General features: G+C 61.2%; 24 protein-coding genes. 13 read left to right on the forward strand and 11 right to left on the reverse strand.

The features are described from left to right. Positions 1-20: 20 nt before the first annotated feature. Together moaB and AB4Z24_RS14275 are read right to left on the reverse strand one after the other, a co-directional pair. Positions 21-563 (reverse strand): molybdenum cofactor biosynthesis protein B, encoded by a 543-nt coding sequence (moaB, locus tag AB4Z24_RS14270; RefSeq protein WP_441709205.1) that lies wholly within the window; start codon positions 561-563, stop codon positions 21-23. A gap of 18 nt (positions 564-581) precedes the next feature. Beyond that, positions 582-1,466: a uracil-DNA glycosylase gene (locus AB4Z24_RS14275; protein WP_441709456.1), complete on the reverse strand. Its 885-nt coding sequence runs from the start codon at positions 1,464-1,466 to the stop codon at positions 582-584. A gap of 164 nt (positions 1,467-1,630) precedes the next feature. On the opposite strand from AB4Z24_RS14275, the gene AB4Z24_RS14280 reads away from it, so the two are divergent. From AB4Z24_RS14280 to AB4Z24_RS14290, 3 genes are all read left to right on the forward strand, one after another. Beyond that, the gene (locus AB4Z24_RS14280) at positions 1,631-3,313 is read left to right on the forward strand and encodes a 4Fe-4S dicluster domain-containing protein (protein ID WP_441709207.1); all 1,683 of its coding nucleotides are present in this window, start codon (positions 1,631-1,633) and stop codon (positions 3,311-3,313) included. A gap of 229 nt (positions 3,314-3,542) precedes the next feature. After that, the gene (locus AB4Z24_RS14285; RefSeq protein ID WP_441709209.1) at positions 3,543-5,363 is read left to right on the forward strand and encodes a tetratricopeptide repeat protein; all 1,821 of its coding nucleotides are present in this window, start codon (positions 3,543-3,545) and stop codon (positions 5,361-5,363) included. A 69-nt stretch (positions 5,364-5,432) separates the two neighbouring features. Beyond that, positions 5,433-6,302, forward strand: coding sequence for a 4-(cytidine 5'-diphospho)-2-C-methyl-D-erythritol kinase (locus AB4Z24_RS14290; protein WP_441709211.1), 870 nt, complete (start codon positions 5,433-5,435; stop codon positions 6,300-6,302). 13 nt (positions 6,303-6,315) lie between these two features. Here AB4Z24_RS14290 and AB4Z24_RS14295 read toward each other — a convergent pair whose 3' ends face one another. Beyond that, complete coding sequence (locus AB4Z24_RS14295) at positions 6,316-7,332, reverse strand: polyprenyl synthetase family protein (RefSeq protein WP_441709213.1); 1,017 nt, start codon at positions 7,330-7,332, stop codon at positions 6,316-6,318. Between the two features lie 100 nt (positions 7,333-7,432). Here AB4Z24_RS14295 and AB4Z24_RS14300 point away from each other — a divergent pair, with 100 nt between their 5' ends. The 7 genes from AB4Z24_RS14300 to glyS all read left to right on the forward strand — a co-directional run bounded on the left by AB4Z24_RS14300 (position 7,433) and on the right by glyS (position 13,473). After that, positions 7,433-7,666 (forward strand): putative signal transducing protein, encoded by a 234-nt coding sequence (locus tag AB4Z24_RS14300; RefSeq protein WP_441709215.1) that lies wholly within the window; start codon positions 7,433-7,435, stop codon positions 7,664-7,666. After that, positions 7,653-8,453, forward strand: a complete 801-nt coding sequence (locus tag AB4Z24_RS14305; RefSeq protein ID WP_441709217.1) for a tRNA1(Val) (adenine(37)-N6)-methyltransferase — start codon at positions 7,653-7,655, stop codon at positions 8,451-8,453. The genes AB4Z24_RS14300 and AB4Z24_RS14305 overlap by 14 nt, the downstream gene beginning before the upstream one ends. Before the next feature lie 96 nt (positions 8,454-8,549). After that, complete coding sequence (locus AB4Z24_RS14310) at positions 8,550-9,380, forward strand: S49 family peptidase (protein ID WP_441709218.1); 831 nt, start codon at positions 8,550-8,552, stop codon at positions 9,378-9,380. 19 nt (positions 9,381-9,399) lie between these two features. Continuing rightward, entirely contained in the window at positions 9,400-9,594 is a 195-nt protein-coding gene (locus AB4Z24_RS14315; protein ID WP_441709220.1) for a hypothetical protein, read from the forward strand. Positions 9,595-9,762: 168 nt separating this feature from the next. Continuing rightward, positions 9,763-10,713 carry a glycine--tRNA ligase subunit alpha gene (locus AB4Z24_RS14320; protein ID WP_441709221.1) on the forward strand — a complete coding sequence of 317 codons (951 nt, stop codon included), beginning with the start codon at positions 9,763-9,765 and terminating at the stop codon, positions 10,711-10,713. Continuing rightward, positions 10,710-11,114, forward strand: a complete 405-nt coding sequence (locus AB4Z24_RS14325) for a hypothetical protein (RefSeq protein WP_441709223.1) — start codon at positions 10,710-10,712, stop codon at positions 11,112-11,114. Before AB4Z24_RS14320 ends, AB4Z24_RS14325 begins: the two co-directional genes overlap by 4 nt. Positions 11,115-11,253: 139 nt before the next feature. Further along, on the forward strand, positions 11,254-13,473 hold the full coding sequence (glyS, locus tag AB4Z24_RS14330; protein ID WP_441709225.1) for a glycine--tRNA ligase subunit beta: 2,220 nt from the start codon (positions 11,254-11,256) through the stop codon (positions 13,471-13,473). Positions 13,474-13,555: 82 nt separating this feature from the next. On the opposite strand, the gene AB4Z24_RS14335 is transcribed toward glyS, so the two are convergent. The 4 genes from AB4Z24_RS14335 to AB4Z24_RS14350 all read right to left on the reverse strand — a co-directional run bounded on the left by AB4Z24_RS14335 (position 13,556) and on the right by AB4Z24_RS14350 (position 17,749). Then, complete coding sequence (locus AB4Z24_RS14335) at positions 13,556-13,858, reverse strand: hypothetical protein (protein ID WP_441709226.1); 303 nt, start codon at positions 13,856-13,858, stop codon at positions 13,556-13,558. A 177-nt stretch (positions 13,859-14,035) separates the two neighbouring features. Then, the gene (gene abc-f, locus AB4Z24_RS14340) at positions 14,036-15,937 is read right to left on the reverse strand and encodes a ribosomal protection-like ABC-F family protein (protein ID WP_441709228.1); all 1,902 of its coding nucleotides are present in this window, start codon (positions 15,935-15,937) and stop codon (positions 14,036-14,038) included. A gap of 41 nt (positions 15,938-15,978) precedes the next feature. Next, the gene (locus AB4Z24_RS14345) at positions 15,979-16,329 is read right to left on the reverse strand and encodes a DUF3147 family protein (RefSeq protein WP_441709230.1); all 351 of its coding nucleotides are present in this window, start codon (positions 16,327-16,329) and stop codon (positions 15,979-15,981) included. A 4-nt stretch (positions 16,330-16,333) separates the two neighbouring features. After that, complete coding sequence (locus AB4Z24_RS14350; protein WP_441709232.1) at positions 16,334-17,749, reverse strand: GYF domain-containing protein; 1,416 nt, start codon at positions 17,747-17,749, stop codon at positions 16,334-16,336. A 240-nt stretch (positions 17,750-17,989) separates the two neighbouring features. Between AB4Z24_RS14350 and ndk the strand changes: the two genes are divergently transcribed. Continuing rightward, positions 17,990-18,412: a nucleoside-diphosphate kinase gene (gene ndk / locus AB4Z24_RS14355; protein ID WP_441709233.1), complete on the forward strand. Its 423-nt coding sequence runs from the start codon at positions 17,990-17,992 to the stop codon at positions 18,410-18,412. 54 nt (positions 18,413-18,466) lie between these two features. Then, positions 18,467-18,973: a DinB family protein gene (locus tag AB4Z24_RS14360; RefSeq protein WP_441709234.1), complete on the forward strand. Its 507-nt coding sequence runs from the start codon at positions 18,467-18,469 to the stop codon at positions 18,971-18,973. 59 nt (positions 18,974-19,032) lie between these two features. Here AB4Z24_RS14360 and AB4Z24_RS14365 read toward each other — a convergent pair whose 3' ends face one another. The 3 genes from AB4Z24_RS14365 to purN form a co-directional block, all read right to left on the reverse strand. After that, positions 19,033-19,227: a hypothetical protein gene (locus AB4Z24_RS14365; protein WP_441709236.1), complete on the reverse strand. Its 195-nt coding sequence runs from the start codon at positions 19,225-19,227 to the stop codon at positions 19,033-19,035. A 383-nt stretch (positions 19,228-19,610) separates the two neighbouring features. Beyond that, positions 19,611-20,972 carry a cytochrome P450 gene (locus AB4Z24_RS14370; RefSeq protein ID WP_441709237.1) on the reverse strand — a complete coding sequence of 454 codons (1,362 nt, stop codon included), beginning with the start codon at positions 20,970-20,972 and terminating at the stop codon, positions 19,611-19,613. A 197-nt stretch (positions 20,973-21,169) separates the two neighbouring features. Beyond that, positions 21,170-21,823: a phosphoribosylglycinamide formyltransferase gene (purN, locus tag AB4Z24_RS14375; protein WP_441709239.1), complete on the reverse strand. Its 654-nt coding sequence runs from the start codon at positions 21,821-21,823 to the stop codon at positions 21,170-21,172. Between the two features lie 217 nt (positions 21,824-22,040). Here purN and AB4Z24_RS14380 point away from each other — a divergent pair, with 217 nt between their 5' ends. Then, positions 22,041-23,360 (forward strand): glycosyltransferase, encoded by a 1,320-nt coding sequence (locus AB4Z24_RS14380; RefSeq protein WP_441709241.1) that lies wholly within the window; start codon positions 22,041-22,043, stop codon positions 23,358-23,360. Here the strand turns inward: AB4Z24_RS14380 and AB4Z24_RS14385 are convergent. Beyond that, complete coding sequence (locus tag AB4Z24_RS14385) at positions 23,353-24,444, reverse strand: glycosyltransferase family 4 protein (RefSeq protein ID WP_441709243.1); 1,092 nt, start codon at positions 24,442-24,444, stop codon at positions 23,353-23,355. The genes AB4Z24_RS14380 and AB4Z24_RS14385 overlap by 8 nt on opposite strands. Positions 24,445-24,517 lie beyond the last annotated feature (73 nt).

Genomic DNA, 24,517 nt, shown 5'->3' on the forward strand with positions numbered 1-24,517 from the left:
GCGGTTTCGAACTCCCGCGATCAGCCCGCCTTACGATGCTCCTCGAGCCGGGGCATGATCTCGACGAAATTGCACGGCCGATGGCGGGCATCGAGCTGGAATTTCAAAATTCCATCCCAGGCGTCGCGGCATGCGCCCGTCGATCCCGGCAGACAGAAAATAAACGTCCCGCGCGATACGCCTCCGCAGGCACGTGATTGAATGGTCGAGGTGCCGACCTTCTGAAACGACAGCATGTGAAAGAGGATCGCAAAGCCTTCGATCTCCTTTTCGAAGAGCGGTTTCACCGCTTCTGGTGTCACGTCGCGGCCGGTAAACCCGGTGCCGCCCGTGGTGATCACGCAATCGACCGATGGATCGTCGATCCAGCCTTCGACGATGCTTCTGATGAGGGGCGTGTCGTCCTTCACGAGCTTGCGGCCGGCGAGAACATGCCCGGCTTCGCCGATGGCGCGTTCCAGATAATCGCCGGATGTGTCTTCAGCGATGGTTCGTGAATCGGACATCGTCAGGATGGCGATCCTGACGGGGACGAATGTGCGCTCGGAATCGATGCCGGCCATGACGGTCCTCGTGAGAGTCTAAAGCTTCGCTCGTATCTGCAACAAGTCCATCCACGCGAGCTGTTTCGCGGCCGGCGTGCGGAGCAGATAGGCAGGATGCAACGTCGCGATCGCCGGGATTTTGCGGTCACCGGCGGTAATCTCCCGCCATTTGCCTCTGAGCCGCATGATGCCCTCTGTGACGCCCAGAATTTCCTTGGCAGCTGAGCCGCCGACCGCAACGACGATCTTCGGCGAGACGAGTTCGATCTGCCGTTCGAGGAATGGGCGGCACGCAAGCGTCTCCTGCGGCGTCGGCGTGCGATTGCCGGGCGGCCGCCAATAGACGACGTTGGTGATGTGAACGTCGGCTTCCGTCAGTCCAATCGCGGCCAGCATCTTGTCGAGCAACTGCCCGCCTCTTCCGACGAATGGCTTTCCGGCGAGATCCTCGTCGCGGCCCGGTGCTTCGCCGATGATCATCAGGTCGCTCGATGGCGCGCCGCGGTAAAAACAAAGCTTTGTTGCGGTGGCCTTCAGCCCGCAGCCGTCGAAGGTCTGCAGCGCCGCCTCGAGCTCCTGCAGCGTGTTCGCCGCGCGTGCGATGCGCCGAGCACCGGTTTCGGCTTCGCTCGCGCCGAGAGGCGTGACGGCGCGAGGCCTGCCGGCGTCGGATGCCCCCTGGGGTTCGGCGGGCCTGGAGCGAAGGGTTGATTGCCGCGGATCGGCGCGGACGGCATCGGACGGGGCCTTGGCCGGAGATGCCGGATCGCCGCGTTCCGGCCACGCGAATGCAGCTCCCGGCGCTTCGTTCCCGCGCGAAAGCCAGTCATGCGCTGTGTCGCCCACAGCGGCATCCACGCCCATGGCTTGCAACCAATTGAGCAGCGAAAGCATTTCATCCTGGGCGTTCGATATCACCATCGGGTCACGAGAATAGAGGTGCCGCAAGACAAATGCACGCGGCTGCGCGCCGCTGCCGAGCCTCACGAATGGGCATCTGCCGTGCACACCGGTCAGCTTGACGGCTGCGACGCCCGGACCTAATCGAGCATAAATGGCTTTCTAGCAATCAAATCGAGGTGAAAATGTCCGCTGACGAGGCCGAGCTGCCGCCGCGCGAGGCTATGGATTTCGACGTCGTCATCGTCGGTGCCGGCCCCGCGGGGCTCTCAGCTGCCATTCGATTGAAGCAGAAGGCCGCAGCCGCAGGCTCAGACATCTCCGTCGTCGTCGTCGAAAAAGGGTCCGAGGTCGGCGCCCACATTCTTTCCGGCGCCGTCATCGACCCCATCGGCATCAATCGCCTCATCCCCGATTGGAAGGAGCGAGGCGCCCCCATTGAGACAGAGGTGACCGAGGACGTGTTTCGTGTGCTCGGTCCCCAGGGCGATATCCGCCTGCCGGGCTGGCCGATGCCGCCGCTCTTGAAGAACCACGGCAACTACATCGTCAGCCTTGGTTCGGTCTGTAAGTGGCTCGGCGAGCAGGCGGCTGAACTCGGCGTCGAAATCTATCCGGGCTTTGCCGCGAGCGAAGTTCTCTATGATGAGAATGGCGCGGTCGCCGGTATCGCCACTGGCGACATGGGTGTCGGTCGCGACGGCGCTCCATCGGAAAACTTCGTGCGCGGCATGGAACTCCGCGCCAAGTACACGCTGGTTGCCGAAGGCGCGCGCGGTTCCCTCTCGAAACTTTTGATCGGCAAGTTCGATCTGGCGAAGGGCCACGAACCGCAGAAGTTCGGAATTGGCTTGAAAGAGCTTTGGCAGGTAGCGCCGGAGAAGCATCGTCCCGGATCTGTGCAGCACACGTTCGGATGGCCGCTCGACAACCGCACCGGCGGTGGTTCGTTCCTCTACCATTACGGAGACAATCTCGTTTCCGTCGGCTTCGTCGTGCACTTGAACTATAAGAACCCCTACCTCTCGCCCTACGAGGAATTCCAACGCTTCAAGACGCATCCGGCCATTCGCGATGTGTTTGAAGGCGGCAAGCGCATTGGCTACGGCGCTCGCGCTATCACCGAAGGTGGCTGGCAGTCGATGCCTGACCTTGTGTTTCCCGGCGGAGCCTTGCTCGGCTGTGCCGCGGGCATGGTGAACCTGCCGCGCATCAAAGGCAGCCACAACGCCATTCTTTCGGGCATCGCAGCCGCCGATGCGGTCGCCGGCGCGCTCGCTGCGGGCCGCGCGCACGACAAACTCGAAGATTATGAGAAGGCCGTTCGCACGGGCGACATCGGACGCGACCTGAAGAAGGTGCGCAACATGAAGCCGCTCTGGTCGCGTTTCGGCACGGCCCTCGGCGTCGCTCTGGGCGGCGTCGATCTTTGGCTCAACACCATCATTTCCGGCATCGGCCTCGGCTTCACTCTGAAGCATGGAAAAACAGACGCAGCAGCGACTGGGCTCGCGGCAAACTACAAGCCGATTGCGTACCCGAAACCCGACGGCAAGCTGACATTCGACAGGCTGACGAACGTCTCGTTCTCAGGGACCAATCACGAAGAGAATCAGCCCGTACATTTGAAGTTACTTGACCCCGCGGTTCCTATCGCGATCAATCTGCCCGAGTATGCAGAACCGGCGCAGCGCTATTGCCCGGCCGCGGTCTATGAGGTCGTGACGGACGAGGTCGGCCAGCCGAGATTCCAGATCAACGCGCAAAACTGCGTCCACTGCAAAACGTGCGATATCAAAGATCCGAGCCAAAATATTGTCTGGACATGCCCTGAAGGCGGCGGCGGGCCCAATTACGCCGGAATGTAACGCTCAAAGGCCTGGAGGGAATGTCTCCCTCTAGTGCGTTCAGCAACAAAATGGCCCGGGTCATTTGCCGATTTTCGTGCGGTTGCGTGTATGCCATGGCCATAACGGTTAGCAATTTCGGCTCCTTTCCCATTTTTCATGTGAAGCGTGTCGCCAAGCGCGCGGTATCTTTGCTAGGCTTGGGGCCGCAGGAATCAGAATGCCTACCGGCAGCAAAGGAAAAATGTCGATGCGGGGACCCCTCGGGCGTGTGCTGAGTGTAGGCCTTGGTGCGATCGCGATGACGATCGCGGGGTTTTTCAGCGAGGCTCCGGCCCGCTCGCAAGACCAGGACCTTGTCCAGGACGAGACGTCGACATCAGTGCTCGGCAACTATCTGGCCGGCCGTTTCGCGCGCGCGGCGCAGGACACGCAGGAGGCCGCCGGTTTCTACGGTAAGGCCCTCGAACGCGATCCGACGAATGAAGTTCTGCTCGAGCAGGCCTTCCAGATGGAGACGATGTCGGGCAACTGGCCGAAGGCCATTCCCCTCGCCGAGCAGTTGGCGGCGACACGCCAGTCGCATCGCATGTCTCAGTTCCTTTTGGGCGTGACCGCCTTCAAGAGCAACAATTACGCGAAAGCCGAAGAGCACTTCACGGCGGCGTCCGAAAATCCGATCGGTGAGCTGACGAGCGCAATTGCGATCGGCTGGACCCGCCTCGCGGCCGGCGATGTCGACGGCGCGCTGAAGGCCCTCGATATGCCGAAGCAGCCCGACTGGGCGCAGTTCTACCTGCGCTATCACAAGGCGCTGATCGCCGACCTTGCCGGACGCAAGGCCGATGCGCGCGCGGCCTACGAGAAGGTCTTCAAGCAGGATAGCCGTACACTCCGCACATCGCTTGCCTACGCGCAGTCCGCCGCCCACTACGGCGACTTCAAAACCGCGCGTCAGGTGATGAAGGAGCAGCTGGCGAAAACGCAGGGCGACCCACATCCGCTTGCAAAAGAGATGCTGGACGTCATCAATCGCAAAGAGAAGCCGCCGCTCCTGATCTCCAACCCGACCGACGGCCTGGCGGAGGTGTTCTATGGCCTCGGCGAGGCGCTTGCCGGAGAAGGCGGCGTCAGCCTCGGCACGATCTATTTGCAGCTCGCTCTCGATGCGAAGCCCGATCACGCCTTTGCACTGGCGGCCCTCGCCAACGCTCAGGAGGCCGTGAAACGGTATAGCGACGCGATTGCGACCTATGACAAGATTCCGCAAGGCACGCCCTTGCAGAGCGCGATCGACATTCGCAAGGCTTTCGATCTGAACTCGCTCGATAAGGCCGACGAGGCGAAGGCGATCCTCACAAAGCTCATCGAAGCCGACCCCAAGGACGTTCGTCCGCTCGAGGCGCTCGGCAACATCATGAGAGCGCGTAAGGATTATGCCGGCTCCGTGACGTACTTTACGAAGGCCCTTGCGGTCCTCAACAAGAACGATCCGCGCAACTGGGGTTACTACTATGCGCGCGGCACATCGTATGAGCGGCTGAAGAACTGGCCCGCCGCCGAAGCGGATCTGAAGCGCGCGCTCACGCTCGCTCCCGATCAACCGCTGGTTTTGAATTATCTCGGCTACTCCTGGGTTGATCAGGGCAAGAACCTCAAGGAAGGAACGCGCCTGATCGAGAAGGCCGTGCAGCTGAAGCCGGATGATGGCTACATCGTCGATAGTCTTGGATGGGCCCACTACAAGCAGGGCAACTTCAAGGAAGCGGTTCGCTTTCTCGAACGTGCTGTCGAGATCAAGCCCGAAGATCCGACTTTGAACGATCACTTGGGTGACGCCTTCTGGAAGGTCGGCCGCGAACGCGAGGCACGCTTCCAGTGGAGCCAGGCTCTTTCCCTCGATCCGGAGCCCCAGGACGTCGATAAGATCAAGGCCAAGCTCGAACGCGGCCTTGACGCGAAGGGCGAAGCCAAGAACGCCGAGAAGACCCGGCAGGTTCAAAGGGACGAAGCTTCGCGCAAGCGCAGCGAAAATAAAGCCGGATCGCCTTCGAGCAGGGCTGTTGAGTAATTTTCTCCAAAGCCAGATAACATCCAACGGGCGCCAGCAGGCGCCCGTTTTTCATGCCATTGAGACCTCATGCCCCCGATGCAGGAATTCGCTTCCGCCAAGATCAATCTGACGCTTGAAATTCTCGGCCGTCGCAGTGACGGCTACCACGAACTCCGGAGCCTCGTGGCATTCGCGGCCGACGTCGGCGACCGCCTGACGATGACCAGCGACGTGCCTGCCTTGACGAAAGTCGAGGGTCCATTCGCAAACGCTCTCGGCCACGCCAATCTCGTCGACGCCACCGTCGAGACGCTGACGCGCATTCTACCCAATGTCATTCTCGGAGGTCTGACGCTCGAAAAAAATCTGCCCGTCGCCGCTGGCATTGGCGGCGGATCGGCAGACGCGGCAGCGGCGCTTAGGCTTCTTGGCGCGGCCCATCCGGAAATCGCCGGGCTCGATTTACCGGTGATCGCGCGCACACTGGGCGCCGACGTTCCTATTTGCCTGCACAGCCGAAGCGCGATCATGACGGGCATCGGCGAGGCAATTCACGACATCGCTCTGCCGGGAGAGATGTTTGCGATCCTCGCGAATCCGCTCGTCGATGTGCCGACCAACAAGACGGCGGAAGTTTTCCGTCTCCTCGCCGCCCCGCCGTTGCCCGCGGACGCGAAAGCCGAAAAGCCGCCGCTCCTGTCGTCGTTCGGCGAGGTAATCAGGTACGCCGCAACGCGCGGCAATGCGCTCGAGGCGCCCGCTCGCCAGCTTTTCCCGCAAATCGGAGTGATGTTGTCTGAACTCGCGAAGCTGCCGCGGTGCCGCCTCGCGCAGCTCTCGGGCGCTGGTCCGACCTGCTTCGCCCTCTTCGATACGCAACAGGCCGCGACAAACGGCGTCCGAATTCTCAAAGCAATCCAGCCGGGCTGGTGGGTCGCCGCGACGCGCTTGATCTGAACTCGACGGCTCGTCAGTGAGTACGGCTGATGCAGAAGCCGATGACCTGCTCGAGCGCATCCTTCTCGCGGCTCTCGGGGAAGATTGCCAGCGCATCGCGCGCGATGGCCCCGTAGGAGCGCGCCCGCTCAAACGTGGCTTCGATCGCCTTGTGCCGTCGCATTAGGCTCACCGCGTGCTCCAGATCGCCGTCCGCGATCTCGCCTTCGGCTATCGTGCGGTTCCAGAACTGCCGCTCGTCATTCGTGCCACGCCGGAACGAGAGGATGACGGGCAGCGTGATCTTGCCCTCGCGGAAATCATCACCGACGGACTTGCCGAGGCGGCTGCTGTCGCCAGCATAGTCGAGCGCATCGTCGACGAGTTGAAACGCGAGGCCAAGATTCTTGCCGTATGATCGAAGAGCGGCTTGCTCTTCCACCGGCCGCTGCGCGAGCGCGGCACCAGATTCGGCGGCGGCGGAGAACAGCGCAGCAGTCTTCGAATTGATGATCGAAAGGTAATCGTCTTCGGTTGTCGATGTATTCTTGGCAGCGGCGAGCTGCATGACTTCGCCTTCCGCAATCGTCGCCGCCGCATTCGACATGATGCGGAGAACGGTCAGCGATCCGACGTCAACGAACATCTTGAAGGCTTGACCGAGAAGAAAATCGCCGACCAGCACGCTCGCTTGATTGCCCCAGATCATGCGCGCCGTCTTCCGGCCCCGCCGCGTCGCGCTCTCGTCGACGACATCGTCGTGAAGCAATGTTGCCGTATGCATGAATTCGACGGCTGATGCGGTACGGATGTGTCCGTTGCCGCCATATCTGCAGAGCTTCGCTGATGCGAGCGCAAGCATTGGCCTGAGACGTTTGCCGCCGCTATCGATAAGGTGATGGGCAAGCTCGGGGATCATATCGACATCCGACACGGCTTTGTCGAGAATGATCCGGTTTATGGCCTCGAGGTCATCCGATACAAGATCGAGAAGCGGCTGTAGCTTCTGCCCCGTCTCGCGAACGTCTTCGAGTGGAATCACGCGACCCAAGTTGGCCCCCAATTTTTACATGACACTAACATAGGTAGTCGCCTCCAGGCCGTCATCCAGCCTTCGCCGGCCCGCTTTGATTAATAGTTTAGGATTTGCCATGCGCGAGTTGATTGTGACGAATGACCCCGTCCTCATCAGTTACGCGGAAGCGCTGCTGAAGGATCAGGGCATCGAGGCGGTGGTATTTGATCGAAATATTAGTCTTATGGAAGGGTCAATCGGCGCTTTCCCGCGGCGTCTTGTCGTTCCTGGCGAACTATGGCCAAAGGCAGCCGAGATCCTGAAGCACGCTGGACTAGGCGATTGGGTGGCCGGAAATGCAAGTCAGTGACCCCGAGCAATCCATCATCGAGGCAGCAAGCGAAGACCTTTTTCTTGGCGAGGCATTGACCGTTCGCCAGCCGCGCAACGGCTACCGCGCCGGAACCGATGCGGTGCTGCTCGCGTCATGGTTGAGCCCCGAGACCGCAGGCAAAGGCCCTGTTCTCGATGTCGGTGCTGGCGTCGGCGTCGTCGGACTATGCGTCGCGGCGCGTTGTCCGGATGCCGAAGTTCTACTCGTCGAGCGCGAGCGCGATCTTGCGGTTTTGGCCCGCCATAACGTCGAACGTAACGGGCTGAAGGTGCGCGTTTCGGTTGTCGAAACCGACATAGCGCGCTCTTCCGATGCACTCACACGTTCGGGCATCGCATCCGAGTCGTTCCCGATCGTCCTTGCCAACCCGCCCTACCATCAGGAAGGCCGAAGCACGGCCGCGCCGAGCCCGCTGAAGGCCGTCTCGCATCAGATGGCAGAGGATGCCCTGGAAACTTGGGCGCGCTTCATGACCCGCATGGCGGCGCCTGGAGGCCGTGTCGCGATGATCCATAAGGCGGAGGCGCTGCCTCGGATTTTATCGGTTTTTGAAGGACGGTTTGGCGGCATCGGCGTGCTGCCGATCTATCCGCGCGCCGGTGCATCTGCAATTCGAGTGATCGTGAGCGGCATCAAAGGCAGCCGGGCGCCGATCACGATCAAACCGCCGCTTGTGCTTCACGGACCCGAGCAGGCGTTTCTTCCGGAGATCGAGGCGATTTTCAGGCACGGCGCCGCGCTTCCCGCGCAATTCGGCGGCTGATCGCCTCTGGCAAGCCGTGGCCGGTTGCACTAGATCATCCAACTCCCTTTTCATGACGCAGCGTCAGAGCAAAGTTGCTCGCAGGAGTGAAGCCTCATGTGGCCGTTTTCTCGCAAGCCCGTCGTTCCCGTTTTGCGTTTCAGCGGCCCGATCGGCATGGCGACGCCGCTGCGTCCGGGCCTCTCGCTCGCAAGCTATGCCGGCGCGATCGAAAAAGCGTTCGCGCTCTCGAAGCTCCCGGCCGTTGCAATTGTAATCAATTCGCCGGGCGGCTCGCCGGTGCAATCCAACTTGCTCTTCAATCGCCTTCGCCAGATGGCGGCGGAGAAAGAAAAGCGCGTCTATGTTTTCTGCGAGGACGTTGCCGCATCGGGCGGCTATTTTCTCGCGATCGCCGGCGACGAAATATACGCCGACCCGTCGTCGATTATCGGTTCGATCGGCGTCGTATCCCGCAGTTTCGGCTTCGTCGATCTCTTGCAGCGGCTCGGTGTCGAGCGGCGCGTCTATACGGCAGGCGCCGATAAAAACCAGCTTGATCCGTTCCTGCCCGAAGATGCCGACGACGTCGCACGCCTGAAGGCGATCCAGCAGGACGTACACGACGTATTTATTGGTCTCGTCAAGGAACGCCGCCTCGGCAAGCTCAAAGCACCCGATGCGGAACTGTTCTCGGGCGCCTTCTGGTCAGCGTCGAAGGCCACGGACTTCGGCTTGATCGACGGCATAACCGATGTCCGTTCCAAGATGCGGCAGCTCTTCGGCGATAAGGTAAAGCTGAAGGTCGTCGAGCCCGAAAAGGCAGGGCTGCTCTCACGCCTTCGCCGGGCGCCGGGCGCGTCAGGCCTGGGCAACGGTCTTGCTTTTGCCGACGATCTGGTGTCGGCTATGGAAGCGCGATCTCTCTGGTCGCGCTTTGGGATCTAGGCGCCCGGAGGGCCTTGCAATGCCCCCAGTCATGTTTCTCGCAATCGTAGGCATAGCCGGACTTGCCGGCTACCGGCTTCTGTCCGCCATGTCCCGTAATGCTCGGTCCAGCACCCGGAAAGCTGAAGCCACGGCCAATGTGCGCGACCTCGGGAATCTCGAATGGGATGAGGCCGCCGGCGTTTATAAGCCCCGGGTGAAGCGGGAAAATTGAAGTCCGCATCAAAGCGATAGCCACGCCCGCGGCCAGCACGTCAGCCCCGGCTCGAAGCCTGCCAAAGTCCCCCTGGTGCCGGAAAGACCCACCCACGGTCGGCAGAGCGTGACAAGGTGCCGTTAACGCGTATATTGCCTGCGAATTCAGCCCGAACGAGCAAAGACAATGTCCCAAACGACGGTTTCGACGCGAGCCGCACGGCTTCCCGCGTTGCGCCCCAAAGATGCCTTCCAGGACCTTATTCTGACCTTGCAGAGCTTCTGGAGCGCTCAGGGCTGCGTCATCCTTCAGCCCTATGATATGGAAGTGGGAGCCGGCACCTTTCATCCGGCGACGACATTACGCGCGCTCGGCCCGAAGCCTTGGTCAGCCGCCTACGTGCAGCCTTCCCGCCGTCCGAAGGATGGCCGCTACGGCGAAAATCCCAACCGGCTGCAGCACTACTATCAGTTTCAAGTCATCATGAAGCCGTCTCCGCCGAATATTCAGGAGCTCTATCTCGCGAGCCTCGATGCCATCGGCATCGATACCTCGCTAAACGATGTTCGCTTCGTCGAAGACGACTGGGAAAGCCCGACGCTCGGCGCCTGGGGTCTCGGTTGGGAGGTTTGGTGCAACGGCATGGAAGTATCGCAGTTCACTTACTTCCAGCAGGTCGGCGGCTTCGACTGCAATCCGGTCGCCGGCGAGATCACCTATGGGCTCGAGCGTCTCGCGATGTACGTTCAGGGTGTGGACCGGGTGTACGATCTCAATTTCAACGGCCGCGACGACGCCAAACGCCTCACCTATGGCGACGTCTTCCTGCAGGCCGAGCGCGAGTACTCAAGGTTCAACTTCGAGCACGCCGACACCGAGCTGCTGCTCCGCCATTTCAGAGACGCTGAGGCCGAGTGCAAGGCATTGCTCGAGGCCGGAGCGAAAGGTGGCGAGGAGCACTTGCTCGCGCTCCCCGCCTACGATCAGTGCATCAAGGCGAGCCATATCTTCAACCTGCTCGACGCTAGGGGCGTGATTTCGGTCACGGAGCGCCAGAGCTACATCCTGCGCGTCCGCGACCTGGCGAAAGCCTGCTGCGCCGCGTGGCTAAAGACTGAAGGAGGAGGACGCGCATGAACGACACCACGCTCGGGATTGTCTCGATTGCAGTACCGCTATTCATTATCGGCTTCTTCGCCCTGCGGCGGCTGCCGTGGATTTTCGCCTTTTTCGTAGCTCTGCTTGCTGTCGGTGTGGGCTACCTCCACACGACCGGCGCGACACGCGACATCGGTCATACCGTCAGGGCATCGCTCCCTGCGGGGCTCGTGCCGGGTCATAAGGCGGCCGAGGAAACAGCGCCCGCGGCGGAAGGTGCGGCTATGAAGGCCGAGACGCCACCGCCGACACCACCGCCCGCGGCTGAGGCTCCGCCTGCTGCGCCCGCGGCCCCGGCGGCCGAACCTGCGCACGAGGCTCCGGCGACACCTGCGCCCGAAAGCGCACCGGCTCCGGCACCCGCACCAACAAACCCTTAACGACATTCTCTCCCCGTTGCGTCATGCAACGGGGAGAGGCCTAGGGTGAGGCCCGCCGACGGCGGCCCGCATCTCCAACCCTCACCCGTGCTCTTCCTGCATGACGGGATGAGAGCCATTTCACCGAGATCGATCTTGCATGTCTGAACTACTACTCGAGCTCTTATCGGAGGAGATTCCGGCGCGCATGCAATTGCGTGCAACGGATGATCTGAAGCGACTGGTCGTCGACGGACTGAAGGCGCGCGGCCTCGACGTCGGCGAAGCGCGGGGATTTTCGACTCCGCGGCGACTGACCCTCGTTATCGAGAACGTGCCCGCAGGCTCTCCCGCAATCTCGGAAGAGAAAAAGGGCCCGCGCGTCGGCGCGCCCGAACAGGCCGTGCAGGGCTTTCTGAAATCCGCAGGTCTCGCGTCGATTGAAGACGCGACCATCGTCAAGGACGAGAAGAAGGGCGACTATTACGTCGCCAAGATCGAGAAGCCCGGCCGCGCCGCGCCGGAAATCATCGCCGAAACGGTGACGGACGTCGCGAGCAAATTCCCATGGCCGAAATCCATGCGCTGGGGCTCGTCGCCCTTCCAATGGGTGCGCCCGCTGCAATCCGTGCTTTGCCTGCTCGGCGGCAAGGTCGTCCCGTTTGAGATCGCGGGCTTGCCGTCAGGCCATGAAACGCGCGGTCATCGCTTCCTTGGGCCAGGCCCGTTCAAGGTCAAGAACTTCAACGACTACGAAGAAAAGCTTGCGGCCCATCATGTGATGCTCGATCCCGCGAAGCGCGTCGCGTCGATCTCCGAGCAGGCCCACGCGCTCGCCAAAGAGGCGAAGCTGGAGCTTGTCGAAGACGAAGCGCTGCTTTCGGAGAATGCCGGCCTCACCGAATGGCCTCTCGTGCTGCTGGGCACATTCGATAAAGCCTTCCTCGAAGTTCCGGGCGAAGTCCTGACGACGTCGATGAAGACGCATCAGAAGTGCTTCTCGCTGCGCGACGCGAAATCGAAGAAGCTCGCCAACAAGTTCCTGCTCGTCTCGAACCTCGTCCCGACCGACGGCGGCGCGCAAATCGTCTCGGGCAACGAGAAGGTGATCCGCGCCCGGCTTTCGGACGCCAAGTTCTTCTGGGAGCAGGACCTGAAACATCCGCTCGGCGAGATGGCGGGCAAGCTCGCAGGCATCACGTTCCATGAAAAGCTCGGCAGCCAGAAAGATCGCGTCGAGCGCATCGAGCAGTTGGCATTCGAGCTTGCGGGCGCGTGCGACGCCGATCCGCAGGATGCGCGCCGTGCCGCTGGTCTCTCCAAGGCCGATCTCGTTTCCGAGATGGTCGGCGAGTTCCCTGAGCTTCAAGGTTTGATGGGCCGCTATTACGCGGAGCACGTAGGCACAAAGCCCGAAATCGCCCGCGCCATCGAGCTGCACTACAAGCCGAAGGGCCCGACCGACACCGTGCCGCGTGAAGAGCAGGGCGATGCCGTCGCCGTTGCCGTCGCGCTTGCCGATAAGCTCGATACGCTCGTCGGCTTCTGGGCCATCAACGAAAAGCCGACCGGATCAGGCGATCCCTATCAGCTCCGCCGCGCCGCCCTCGGTGTCATCCGCATTGTGCTGGAGAACGATCTGCGCGTGCCGTTGGTGCGGCACCTCACGCCCACGATGGCAGATGTATTCGTGATACAGCGCTTCAACGATCTAAAAGAACAGAAGAAGGCGGCAGAGCTGTTGGAGCAAGCCGGTTTCAAATCGGGTCTTGTAGCGGACGTTATATCGCAGACAGAGCCAGCGGCAGCAAAGGCGTTTGCAAATGCAACTGTTGGAGAAGCTTGGCGTATTACGCAAGACCTTCTCTCCTTCTTCGCCGACCGCCTAAAAGTCTTCCTCAAGGATCAAGGCAAGCGCCACGATCTGATCGACGCCGTGTTCTCGCTCGGCGGCCAGGATGACTTGGCTCTCATCGTCCGCCGTGTCGAAGCGCTCGACGGCTTCTTGAAAACGGAAGACGGCGCCAACCTTCTTGCGGGCGTGAAACGCGCCGCCAACATCCTCTCGATCGAAGAGAAGAAGGATAAAAAGTCCTACGCCGGTACTTACGATCTCGCGCTTCTGACCGAGAAGGAAGAAACGGCGCTCGCCGCTGCCATCGAGGCGGTGAAACAGGATACCGTCGCGGCGATCCAGGTCGAAAACTTCGCAGGCGCCATGCGCGCGCTTTCGGAACTTCGCGCGCCGGTGGATCGGTTCTTCGATAAAATTCTCGTCAATGCCGAGGATCCGAAGATCCGCGAGAACCGCCTGCGGCTTCTCTCCGAAATCCGCGCCGCGACCCTCACCGTTGCCGATTTCTCGAAGATCAGCGGCTAGTTGCGCCGCTACACGCCTTCGCATGACAAAAAAATCCTCGGCAGAGCGCCGAGGATGAAGTCGATCGATGTGCAAGCCGTGACTAGTCTTTTCGACCCGTGGCGTCCGACGTGGCAACCATTGCGAGTTTCGTTGGCGCAGTGAGCTTTTCGCCTGGATGCGTCACGCGCTGCGTTTCGGACGTGAAATAATTGGGGCCGCTCATCGCGCTGAGCCAGTGAACGGTGATATTCGCGGCGTAAGCAAATGTGATGATCGCGACCACGACGCCGATCGAGAGCACCGCGATGTAAGCAAGGTATTCAGAAACCACCAACTTCGCGCTCGCAGCCTGTGCGCGAGGGGGCTTCCGATTGAGGGGGTGGTAGATGAATTTCTGCTTCATGGCTGTTCTCTGTTAGCGCAGTACGCGGGGGGCACTGTCTGGCTGCGCGATCATTTGAACTTCTTGAAGCTGAAATGGGTTCCGACTCCGGTTTCGTCCAGATGTGGGCAACAGCGACGAAATCGCCTTGTCCGCTGAACTTACTTCCAAAACGGCCCTGAAGGCGGCTCGGCCGCCCTATGCATCGACCTCGGCCGAAGCTTCTTCATAGGCCTCTGTCGCGGAAAGCCACGCATCTTCCGCGGTCTGCAGTTCGCGGACGAACTGCCCCCGTTTCTGCGCGGCAGCCTGCGCACGCGGAGGGTCGGCGCTGTAGATCTCGTGGTCGCCGAGCAGGGCATCGAGCGCAGCGATTTCCTTCGCGAGCTTTTCGACCTGCTTTTCGGCGGCGAGCATCGCCTTTTTCAGCGGCGCGAGCTCTGCCCGTCGTTCAGCGGCCGCGCGCCGCTGATCGGTACGCGATGAACGCGCATCGCCGCCGCCGTCGTCACGCCGTTCCGCCGTCCGCGCACCGCGCTCCTCGAGCAGAAGCGAACGATAGGTTTCCATGTCCCCGTCGTACGACGTGACGGCGCCGTTGCGGACCAGCAAGAGCCGGTCTGCGCTGGCTTCGATCAGATGCCGGTCGTGACTGATCAGAATGACGGCCCCGTTGTATTCCATCAGCGCGCGTATCAAGGCCTCGCGGCTATCGACGTCGAGATGGTTCGTCGGCTCGTCGAGGATCAGAACGTGCGGACCGTTGAACGCCGTCAGCGCCAGCAGCAGCCGCGCCTTTTCGCCACCCGAAAGCTTTCCGCACGCCGTATCGGCCTTCGCGGCGCTGAAGCCGAATGTCCCGAGTTTCGTCCGGCGTTGTGCTTCCGTCCCGTCCGGCATCAATTTCAGCATGTAGTCGTAAGGCGTCGCATTCGGAGCCAAGTCGTCGAGCTGATGCTGAGCGAAGTATCCGACTTCGATTTTCTGCGCGCCGAACACGTCGCCGGATAGAGGCTTCAAGCGTCCCGCGATCAATTTCGCAAGCGTCGACTTGCCGTTGCCGTTCTGTCCGAGCAGCGCGATGCGGTCGTCGTTGTCGATGCGAAGATCGATACCCGAAAGTATCGGCCGTTCCGGCTCGTATCCGGCGCTCGCCTTTTCAATGCGCAACAGGGGGCTGGCGATCACCTTTTGCGGATCGGGAAAGTGAAAAGGCACGACGCGCTCGTCGACCTGTTCGGCGATCGGCTGCATCTTCGCGATCGCCTTGATGCGGCTCTGCGCCTGCGAGGCCTTGGTCGCCTTCGCTCTGAAACGATCGACGAAGGCCTGTAGATGCCGGCGCTGCTCGTCCTGTTTCTTCTTGAGCTTCATTTCGAGGCGCTGCTTCTCGCGGCGTGTTTCCTCGAAATCATCGTAGCCGCCGGAGTAGAGCGTCAGCTTGCCCTTATCGAGATGCAGGATCGACGAAACCGCGCGATTGAGAAGATCGCGGTCATGGCTGACGATCAGCACGGTGTGCGGATAGGCCCTCAAATGGTTTTCGAGCCAGAGCGTGCCCTCGAGATCGAGATAGTTCGTCGGCTCGTCGAGCAGCAGGATGTCCGGCTTTAAGAACAGGATCGCACCAAGCGCCACCCGCATCCGCCAGCCGCCGGAAAACTCGCGGCAGGCGCGCCGCTGCGCATCTTCGTCGAAGCCGAGACCTGACAGAATGCGCGCCGCGCGCGATGGTGCCGAATGCGCCTCGATGTCCGTCAGCCGCATTTGGATCTCGGCGATGCGCTCGGGATCGGTCGCGTGTTCGGCCTCGCTCAGAAGCTTGGCCCTTTCCGTATCCGCCGATAGCACCCAATCGATGAGACTGTCGTCGCCGCCGGGCGCCTCCTGGGCGACGTGACCCAGCCGAGCATTCCGCGGCATGGAAATCGACCCGTCGTCCGGCGCGATCTCGCCCTTCAGAAGACGCAGGAGCGTCGTCTTGCCCGCGCCGTTGCGGCCAACGAGGCCGACCTTATGGCCAGACGGAATAGCGGCCGTCGCCACTTCCAAAATCGGTCTGCCTTCGATGCGGTAGGTGAGATCGTTGATATGGAGCATGGGCGAAGCCGATAGCCGGTCCGCTGCGTCCTGTCACTGGGTCAGAGCGTTACGCCGAAGCGTGCCAGAATACTGGCCATCAATGCATAGGCCGCGGCTGTTACCGCGCAGGCAATGATGAGGCTCAGCCAAAAATTGACGCCACGCGCCAGCAGCAGCGGCAAGGCGATGAACAGCACCAGCGACGGCAGCACGTACCAGAAGACACTGTAGGAAAGGCTCGCGACTTTTCCCGCGTCGCCCGTTTCACCATAAAGCCAAATGAAAGCCAGCAGCGACGTGAGCGGCAACGATGCGAGTATCCCGCCGAAAACGGTGGAGCGCTTGGCCACTTCCGAAATTGCAACAACCAGAACCGCGGTCAGAAGAACTTTGATCGCGGTGTAAACCATCGCATCACCCTGACACGACCGGCTTCAGCGTCTCGAAGAGCAACCTTTCACGCACAGCTTTGTCCGGCACGGCAAGGTGCGCGACAAACCATTCCTGCACCATCTTGCAAACCTGTTCCGGTTCGCGCTTCGCAAGAAGTTTTGGATTGGAGAAGACCTGCAGATCTTCTTCTTTCCAGCCGAGCTTGCTGAGTTCCTTGATCAGGAGGTCGTAGTCGCTCTTGACCGCCGAGTCATGCTTGACCGGGTTCTTCGTGCCTTCCGAGATGGCCTGGAAAATCGCTCCGGCTTGCGCATTGAGCGCCGTCGCAGTTTCCGGACGTTCCATCATCTGCACGACGGCCGGGCTCATCTCACCCTTCGAAATGAACCCGAAGCAGGCGCTGACGCTCTGTGCTCTGAGCGATTTCAGCTGATCGAGAAAAGCTTGCGCGATGGCCTGCAGTCTGTCCGAGCTTGCGGCCAGTGCCTTCTCCGCGTTTTGCCGCCGAAGATTGACGAGGCCCTGCGCCAGCAGCGCCGCGACTTCGTTATCGGACTTGTTTTCGGCGGCAAGCTTGTTCGCATCCCCGATCTGGGTGGCGTACCAGTCCGGATACTCCTTCTTGATCAGCGACCACACCGCGACCTTTTGCAGGCGCTGGTCGAGCGGCGAACCATCGACGCCGTTTGATGGCGCGGCGGCCGGTGGTTGCGGATCGATCGTCGCAACTTGCGTCGGCGTGCTTGGAGCGCTCGGCGCCGCAGCGGCGGGTGCTGGCGCTGCATCGGGCGACGGTGACGATACGGATGCGGTCGTCGTCGGGCCAGCCGCATTCGCGATGACGTCATTCGAGGGCGGCGGTGCGGACATCGTCACGCCATTGCTGGCCAGATCGGTCGGCGGCTGCTGCGCCTCGGCTGTTGCATTGGGGTGTGGATCGGCGGGAGCAGCAACGATCGGTGCTTGTTCGGCCGATGTGCCAGGGCCTGAAACCATGTCCGCGATTGGACCGCGATAGGTCGCGAGCGCAAACGCCCCGCCGCCGATGAGCGTGACGGCGACGCTCGCGAGCGCCAACCGCTTCACCAGATTGCGCTCTGGCCGGGGAGCCGCCTGCTCAGGGTAATCGTTGCCGTGGCTATCCGTATGGGTGCTTGTGGAATTCGCATAAGGCGCAGGCTGACCGGAAGAGCTTGCGTTCGAGGTCTGCGATCGGGCCGGCGCTTTCTTCGGCTCCTCGCCGTGCGCTTCGAAAGCGGTCGGAAAAACGGTTGGCGCCGATTGCCACTCGGGCATCCCTGGCCGCCAGATGAGATCGGCAAGACGCAGGTAATTATGCGCGACGAACGTACGCATCTCGACGTCGGTAAGCGGCCCGTGCTGCTTGCCGTCGCGAGCAATATACCACTGAATTTCGTTGGCCTGTCCCGTCATCATCGCTTCTTCGCACACGTAGGCGTCAATGCCTAACCTCCCGACCGTGCGCCTCGCGCCGGTCCACACTGTTCATACGCAATTGCGCCCGTCAATCGGGCGATTATGCGGTAAACCACGACTTATTGCGTATGACGTGCAACCGAATGCTTCGACTGGGGCACGTCAGACGCTTGCTGGCGGCTGTTCGCATCGCTATAAGCCCGCTCGACCCACATAAAATCCGTAAAGCGAGACAGACTTATGGCCATCGAACGCACGTTTTCCATCATCAAGCCCGACGCAACGCGCCGTAATCTCACCGGCAAGATCAACGCCGTGATCGAAGACGCGGGTCTGCGCATCGTGGCTCAGAAGCGTGTGCGGTGGACCCGTGCGCAGGCTGAAAAATTCTATGAAGAACACAAGGCGCGGCCATTTTACGGCGAACTCGTAGATTTCATGACATCCGGCCCCGTCGTTCTCCAGGTTCTCGAAGGCGAGAACTCCATCGCAAAATATCGCGAAGTCATGGGCGCCACCGACCCGAAAGAGGCGGCAGCCGGCACGATCCGCAAGCTTTTCGCTGAATCCAAGGGCTCGAACTCCACCCACGGCTCGGATAGCGCAGCCGCCGCCGATCGCGAAATCGCCCTCAATTTCCGTCTCGATGAAATCGTCGGCTGAACAGCTGGCAGTTCACCGAACTCGTTCGGATCATAACGCGCCTGGAACAGGGAAATGATCTCTCCGAGCTATGTTCGCACGATGGCGCGCTATAACGCTTGGCAAAACGCCAACGTTTATGGCGCGTCCGATGGGCTTAGCGACGCGCAACGCAAAGAGGATCGAGGCGCATTCTTCGGCTCGATCCACGCGACCCTCAATCATCTGCTGTGGGCCGATCAGGCGTGGCTGCATCGGTTCGGCGCCGCGCCGCCTCCGGCGAAGCGGGGTATCGTTGAGGGGCTGGCACTCTGCGAGACTTGGGAAGCGCTGCATGACGAGCGCCGTCGTTTCGATGGCGTCATTCAGGATTGGGCCGATCGGCTCCAGCCGCCGGACATGGCGGGTGACCTCACGTGGATCTCGGGTGCGACGGGCCGTGAGTTAACGCGCCCGAAGGCGTTACTGATCGTGCACCTGTTCAATCATCAGACCCACCACCGCGGCCAGGTGCACGCACTGTTGACAGGCCTTGGCGTCAAGCCGGGCGTAACCGACCTGCCGTTCGGGGAGAATATCTAGACGGACTGAGTAACTGGCTCAGTCCGCAAATTCTCAAGGTAATTTGGTAGCAGGCGGCCTCAGGCGGCCGCGACCCAGCTCCCGGCGACAAATCCGAATGCGACGGCATCGGGATTGCGGCGTGCGGTTTCGAGCAGCTTCTCAGGAGCTTCGACTTCGAGCGAGTTCGAAGCATGGCCTTTCGTTTTGCGAGACTTCGCACCCGTTAGAAGGAAAACGGGCTTGCCGAGCACTACAGTTCTCACGGACTCCATGGTGAGGGGCCTCCTGGAGTTGGAACCTATGTGGACGTCACCGGGGGAAGTGACACCTGGAAAGTCCTTTTAAATCGCTAACGTGCCGTCAATATGACAGCATCGGCTCGCCCTGAACACCAACTGGGTTCGCAACTGCGAGGCGGTACAACACGAATTTACGAGATCGCTCAGCGTTTGGCTCAAGAAGGAGCCTCTGAATAGGTCGCGAATTAACTGTGGAAAAGATCGATTGCGCGCTTCCAGGGCAGCGGGAATCGAGGTTTCGCGCGCTTTGCGCGAAGGCGCGTGCATAACAGGACACTACAATTTGTGAGCATTGAAAAAGGCCGGAACGTCTGTCCCGGCCTTCTCCGAAATTCGCGAGGCATTGAGCCGAGACGTCAGCTCAACTCTCTGATTTTGAACGGCAGCCCGCCCTTCGGCGTCAGTGTCACTGTGGCGTTGAGACCTGCAGGATACTTGCCCACGTACTCCGGCCGGAAACGGCGAAGCAATAGCGAGAGCGCCAGCGTGTTCTCGACCTGGCTCATTGCGCCGCCAATACACGAACGCTTGCCCGCTCCGAACGGGATGTAGCTGTATTTCACCTGCTTCTTGGCGTTGCCTGCCATCCACCGTTCCGGCTGGAAGGATTCAGGCTCCGGCCAGAACTTCGCGTTGTGATGGGCACCGTAAGCGAAGAGCGTTACCCGATCACCTGGATTGATCTTGACCCCGCCGATCTCGTCTTCCGCCTGTGCGACGCGGATCAAGCCCCAGACAGGCGGATAGATCCGCATCGTTTCCTGGATCACCGCGCGCGTATAGGCGAGCCCTGAATAGTCGGCAGCAGTCGGTTCACGGTCGCCGTAAACCTGTTCGCCTTCGCGGCGGATACGCTCGGCAGCCTCTGGCCGCCGCGAAATTTCATAAAGCGCCCAAGCGAGCGTCAGCGCCGTCGTCTCGGTGCCAGCCCAAAGGTATTGCTTCAGCTCGTCGACAGCTTGCTCGCGGTCGAACTCGGGAACGGATGGATCGTTTACCGCGGCTTCGATCATCTTCAGCAGCGTGCGCTCACGCGCTTCCCGCGGGTCGGCACCCATAACGGCCGGCGGAACGCTTGCCCAGACTTCCATCGCCTTGGCGGGATCTTCTTCCGTGATCTCGAAGACTTCGCCGGCCTGTTTGCGCAGACGAATGTCGCGATGGTTCATCACGTCGGTGTAGGTCTTCACGCATTTGAAGACGACGTGCGGATTGAACGGCATGTCGCGATCGAACAGCGCCTTGCAAATCATGTCGGCGGCAAGCGTCCACGTCTGCTCGACCATCTCGACCGTGTCGCCGGACTTGGCAAGTTCGCCCCAAAGCGCCATCTTCGTTTCGATGGCCTTGAGGAAGTACGGGATGTACTCGGCAAACATGTCGGGATGAAACGCCGGCTGCTGCGGCATCCGGATCTTCTGCCACAGCGCTCCGTCGTTCGTGATCATCGACTTGCCGAAGATCGGCTTCAGGCCGTCGAAATACTTGGTGTAGCTGTCGGCTTTCGTGACGAGCACGTGCTTGAAATATTCGGGCTCCGAGATCAGCACCACGCGCTGGTTCGCCATCGTCACGGGCAGAACCGGACCATAACGGTCCATCATGTGCATCAGGATGCGCATCGGATTGTCGGGATCGCCGCGGAGAAGCGGCGTCAGTTTGAACCAGATGCTCGACTCGTCACCTAGACCCAGTGCTGTGCTGGGGGTACTTTCCATAGGCATTTCTCCAATCGGGTTCCGGCGGAGCCGTGCGCGTGCGCGCCCAACGGGGCTTCGAACAGCTCGTGAAACAGCGCGCTGCACGTCAGATCGCCGGATATCCCCTTCCCGGAAGCCACAGAATTACCATGGTTCGGGGGGGACCTGTCCATGCGACGGCCAGCGCAGGGTAACTATCAAATGCTGGGTGTGTCTTAGATTGCAGGGGAAAACAGCGAGTCTGTTTCGCCAGAATGCTGAATTATAGTTACTTTTTGATCTGCCGATCGAATTCCACCTGCGGCGACAAGTCTTAACGCTGCTGGGTAAACTCGGTGTTCAGCGGCGAGCACGCGGGCCGCAAGCGTATCTGGGCTGTCGCTGGGAAGTACTGGAACGGCAGCTTGGGCGATGATCGGCCCATCATCCATCTCCGCCCGAACGAAATGGACGGTGCAGCCCGCGATCTTCACTCCTGCCTCGAGCGCGCGCTCGTGCGTGCGAAGACCTTTGAAACTCGGCAGCAAGGACGGATGGATGTTGACCATCCGATCACGCCAGCGCTCGACGAACGCTGGTGTCATCAGGCGCATGAACCCCGCGAGCGCGATAAGTTCCACGCCATGCGCGTCGAGCGCCGTTTGCAGTTGAGCCTCGAACGCCTCCCGGGAGGGATACTGCTTGTGGTCGATGATGGCGGTCACCAGTCCCTGCTTCTCTGCCCAGCCGATGCCCGGCGCCTCCGGCCGGTTCGAAGCGACCAGCACGATTTCGGCCGGATAGTCGGCCGCGCGTGCGGCCTCGACGAGCGATTGCATGTTCGAGCCGCGGCCCGAGATCAAAATGGCGGTGCGCTTTTTTGTGCTCATGGAGCGGGTGTCTAGCAGAGCCCGCTTCGTCAGGCGAGAGCGGCTATTGATGCCTAGGCGCCACGAAACCTGGGGTTATTAGCCAATCTTATGCTCAAAGATTGCGGCCCGTATTCTGCTCACGCATGCTGTTGGCGATCGGGGACGATCAAATGAATTCGGGACGGCAAGTCCGCAGCGTACAGAACGCGGGCGGTTAATTCTTAATTGGATGGCAATGGCGCGCAGGATTTCTCTCCTCACCGTCGGAACACTCGGTGATGTCGAGCCCATGGTCGCACTGGGCCTTGCGCTGAAAGACGAGGGATACGAGGTCAGCCTCGCGGTTCCGGAGGATTTTCAGGATTTCGTCGAGAAGCAGGGGCTGAAATCGCGCCGCTGTGGGACCGACTTCTCCAAATTCATGAAAGAGGGCGAAATGGCCGAAGTGGCCGGCCGCCACACCCTCGTAATGTTGACGAAGTGGCTTTGGCCGGGCCGCGACATGAAGGCTCTGTTCGAAGGCATCTATCGCGACGCCGTCGCAGCCTCCGCCGATGCCGACGCGATCCTGTTCCACCCGGTCATCTCGGTCGCCGGCGAAATCGCCGAAGCGAAGCGCATTCCCGCAATCCTTGTCGGTCTCGGCTCGGTTTCGCCTTCCGCCGAGGCCCTTCTGTCCTGCATTCCAGGCACCGCGAAGCCGGCCTGGAACAGGCATGGCTATTCGGTATTGGGTCTGCAGAGGCTCGCGTATTTCTCCGTCATCAATGAAATCCGCACTTCCCTCGGCCTCCGCCGAACGTATCGGCTGAAGCATCCCCATCACGTCAACGGCCGCCGCGTCCCGGTGATGTATCCGGTGAGCCCGGTTCTGCAGCTCCGTCCCAATACCGAAGGCGATGAAATTTATTTCACCGGCTACTGGACCCGCGAGACGGCGCCGGACTGGCGGCCTTCGAAGAAGCTGACCGAATTCCTGTCCGCCGGTCCGCGTCCGATCTATATCGGCTTCGGCAGCATGCCGGCGCTTGGGCTCGAACGCTCGGAACTGATCCTGCGCGCCTGCGAAGCCGCAGGTCTGCGCGCCATCATCGGCAACGGCCGCGGCGAATTTCATCGCCTTCTGCTGTCGGAAAATTTCTACCTCCTCGATGAATTCGCACCCCACGACAAGCTCTTCCGCGAGGTCGCAGCTGTCGTTCACCACGGCGGCGTCGGTACGACGAATTCGGCTCTTCGCGCCGGCCGGCCAAGCTTCATCTGCCCGTTCATGCTCGATCAGAAATACTGGGGGCACACCGTCTTCCAGTTGGGTGCCGGTCCCGAATTCCTCGAAATCCAAAATTGGAACGAAGAGACGCTGACGGAAAGACTGCGCGATGTGGCGACCAATCCGAAATACCGGACGCGCGCCGCAGAGTTTGGCCGCGCGATGCAGTACGAAAACGGCACCGCCCGCGCTGTCGAGATCGTCCGCAGCATCGTCGGCGGACCGTTTCCCGAAGCCGCAGCGCCCGAATTGGCGAACGTGCCGTTGAAGGAAATCGTCAACTGATCGGGCGCGCGCTCGCCTTGATGTGCGGTCCAGCGGCCCTGGCTCTGAATAGCCGTCTGCCGAGCCCCGTCGCGCGCCGCGCCTGGTGAACGTTGGCGAGGAAGATGTTGGCGACGCGCGCCCAGTCCCGCTGCATCGCCTGCACACGGATCTGATCACGGTCGAGCTTCAAGCTCGCGAGCGCCGCCGCCTGCAGGTCTTCATCGAGATATCCGGTGACTCCTGGCGTCACGACGTCGATCGGCCCGGTAACCGGATAAGCCGCGATGCCGAGGCCCGAAGCCATCGCCTCGAGCAACACCAATCCGAATGTGTCGGTCCGGCTTGGAAAAACGAAGACGTCCGCATTGGCATATTCGCGCGCGAGATCGTCGCCGGTCTTCGATCCCTTGAAAATCACATCCGGATACTGACGGCGCAGCATGCCGAGGATAGGTCCGTCGCCGACAACCACTTTCCGCCCTGGCAGATCGAGATTGAGAAACGCTTCGACGTTCTTTTCCCGCGAGACGCGCCCGACGTAGAGGAACGTTGGCCCTGTCTCTGCGTCTTCGGTGTGCCGATCAGACGGCGCGCGCGGCTTGAATTGATTGGTATCGACGCCGCGCGACCAGAGCATCAACCGGCGAAAGCCGCGCCGCGCCAGATCCGCCCTGAGAGATGGCGTCGCCGCGAACGTGCCGATGCTCGGTCGATGAAAGCGCCGCTGAAAGGCGTAGCTGATCCAGGCAGGAAGCCCGGTATAGGTCTCGATATATTCGGCAAACCGTGTGTGGAACGAAGTCGTGAAGCGTATGCCGCGCCGCAAACACACGCCGCGCGTCGCCCACCCGATCGGCCCTTCCGTCGCGATGTGAATGTGGTCGTAGGCGCCCTCTTTGAGGAGTTGGGCGACCACGGACCGTCGTGCGAGCGCGAGCCGGATCTCCTTGTAACCAGGGCAGGGAACCGTCGCAAAATCGAGCGGTGACAGGATCGTGACGGAATGGCCTGTCGCTTCGAGTTCGCGCTTCAGGTTCTCATAGGTGCGTACGACACCGTTGACCTGCGGCTTCCAGGCGTCCGTGGCGATGAGGATTCGCATGGCGCTACCTCGAAGTTGGGCTGGAATCCCCTCGGGCAGCAAATTCTGCGAGGCAGCCAGGACGGCCCAGGCC

It is taken from the genome of Hyphomicrobium sp. 2TAF46, from assembly GCF_052114865.1.
Taxonomy (GTDB): Bacteria; Pseudomonadota; Alphaproteobacteria; order Rhizobiales; family Hyphomicrobiaceae; genus Hyphomicrobium_B.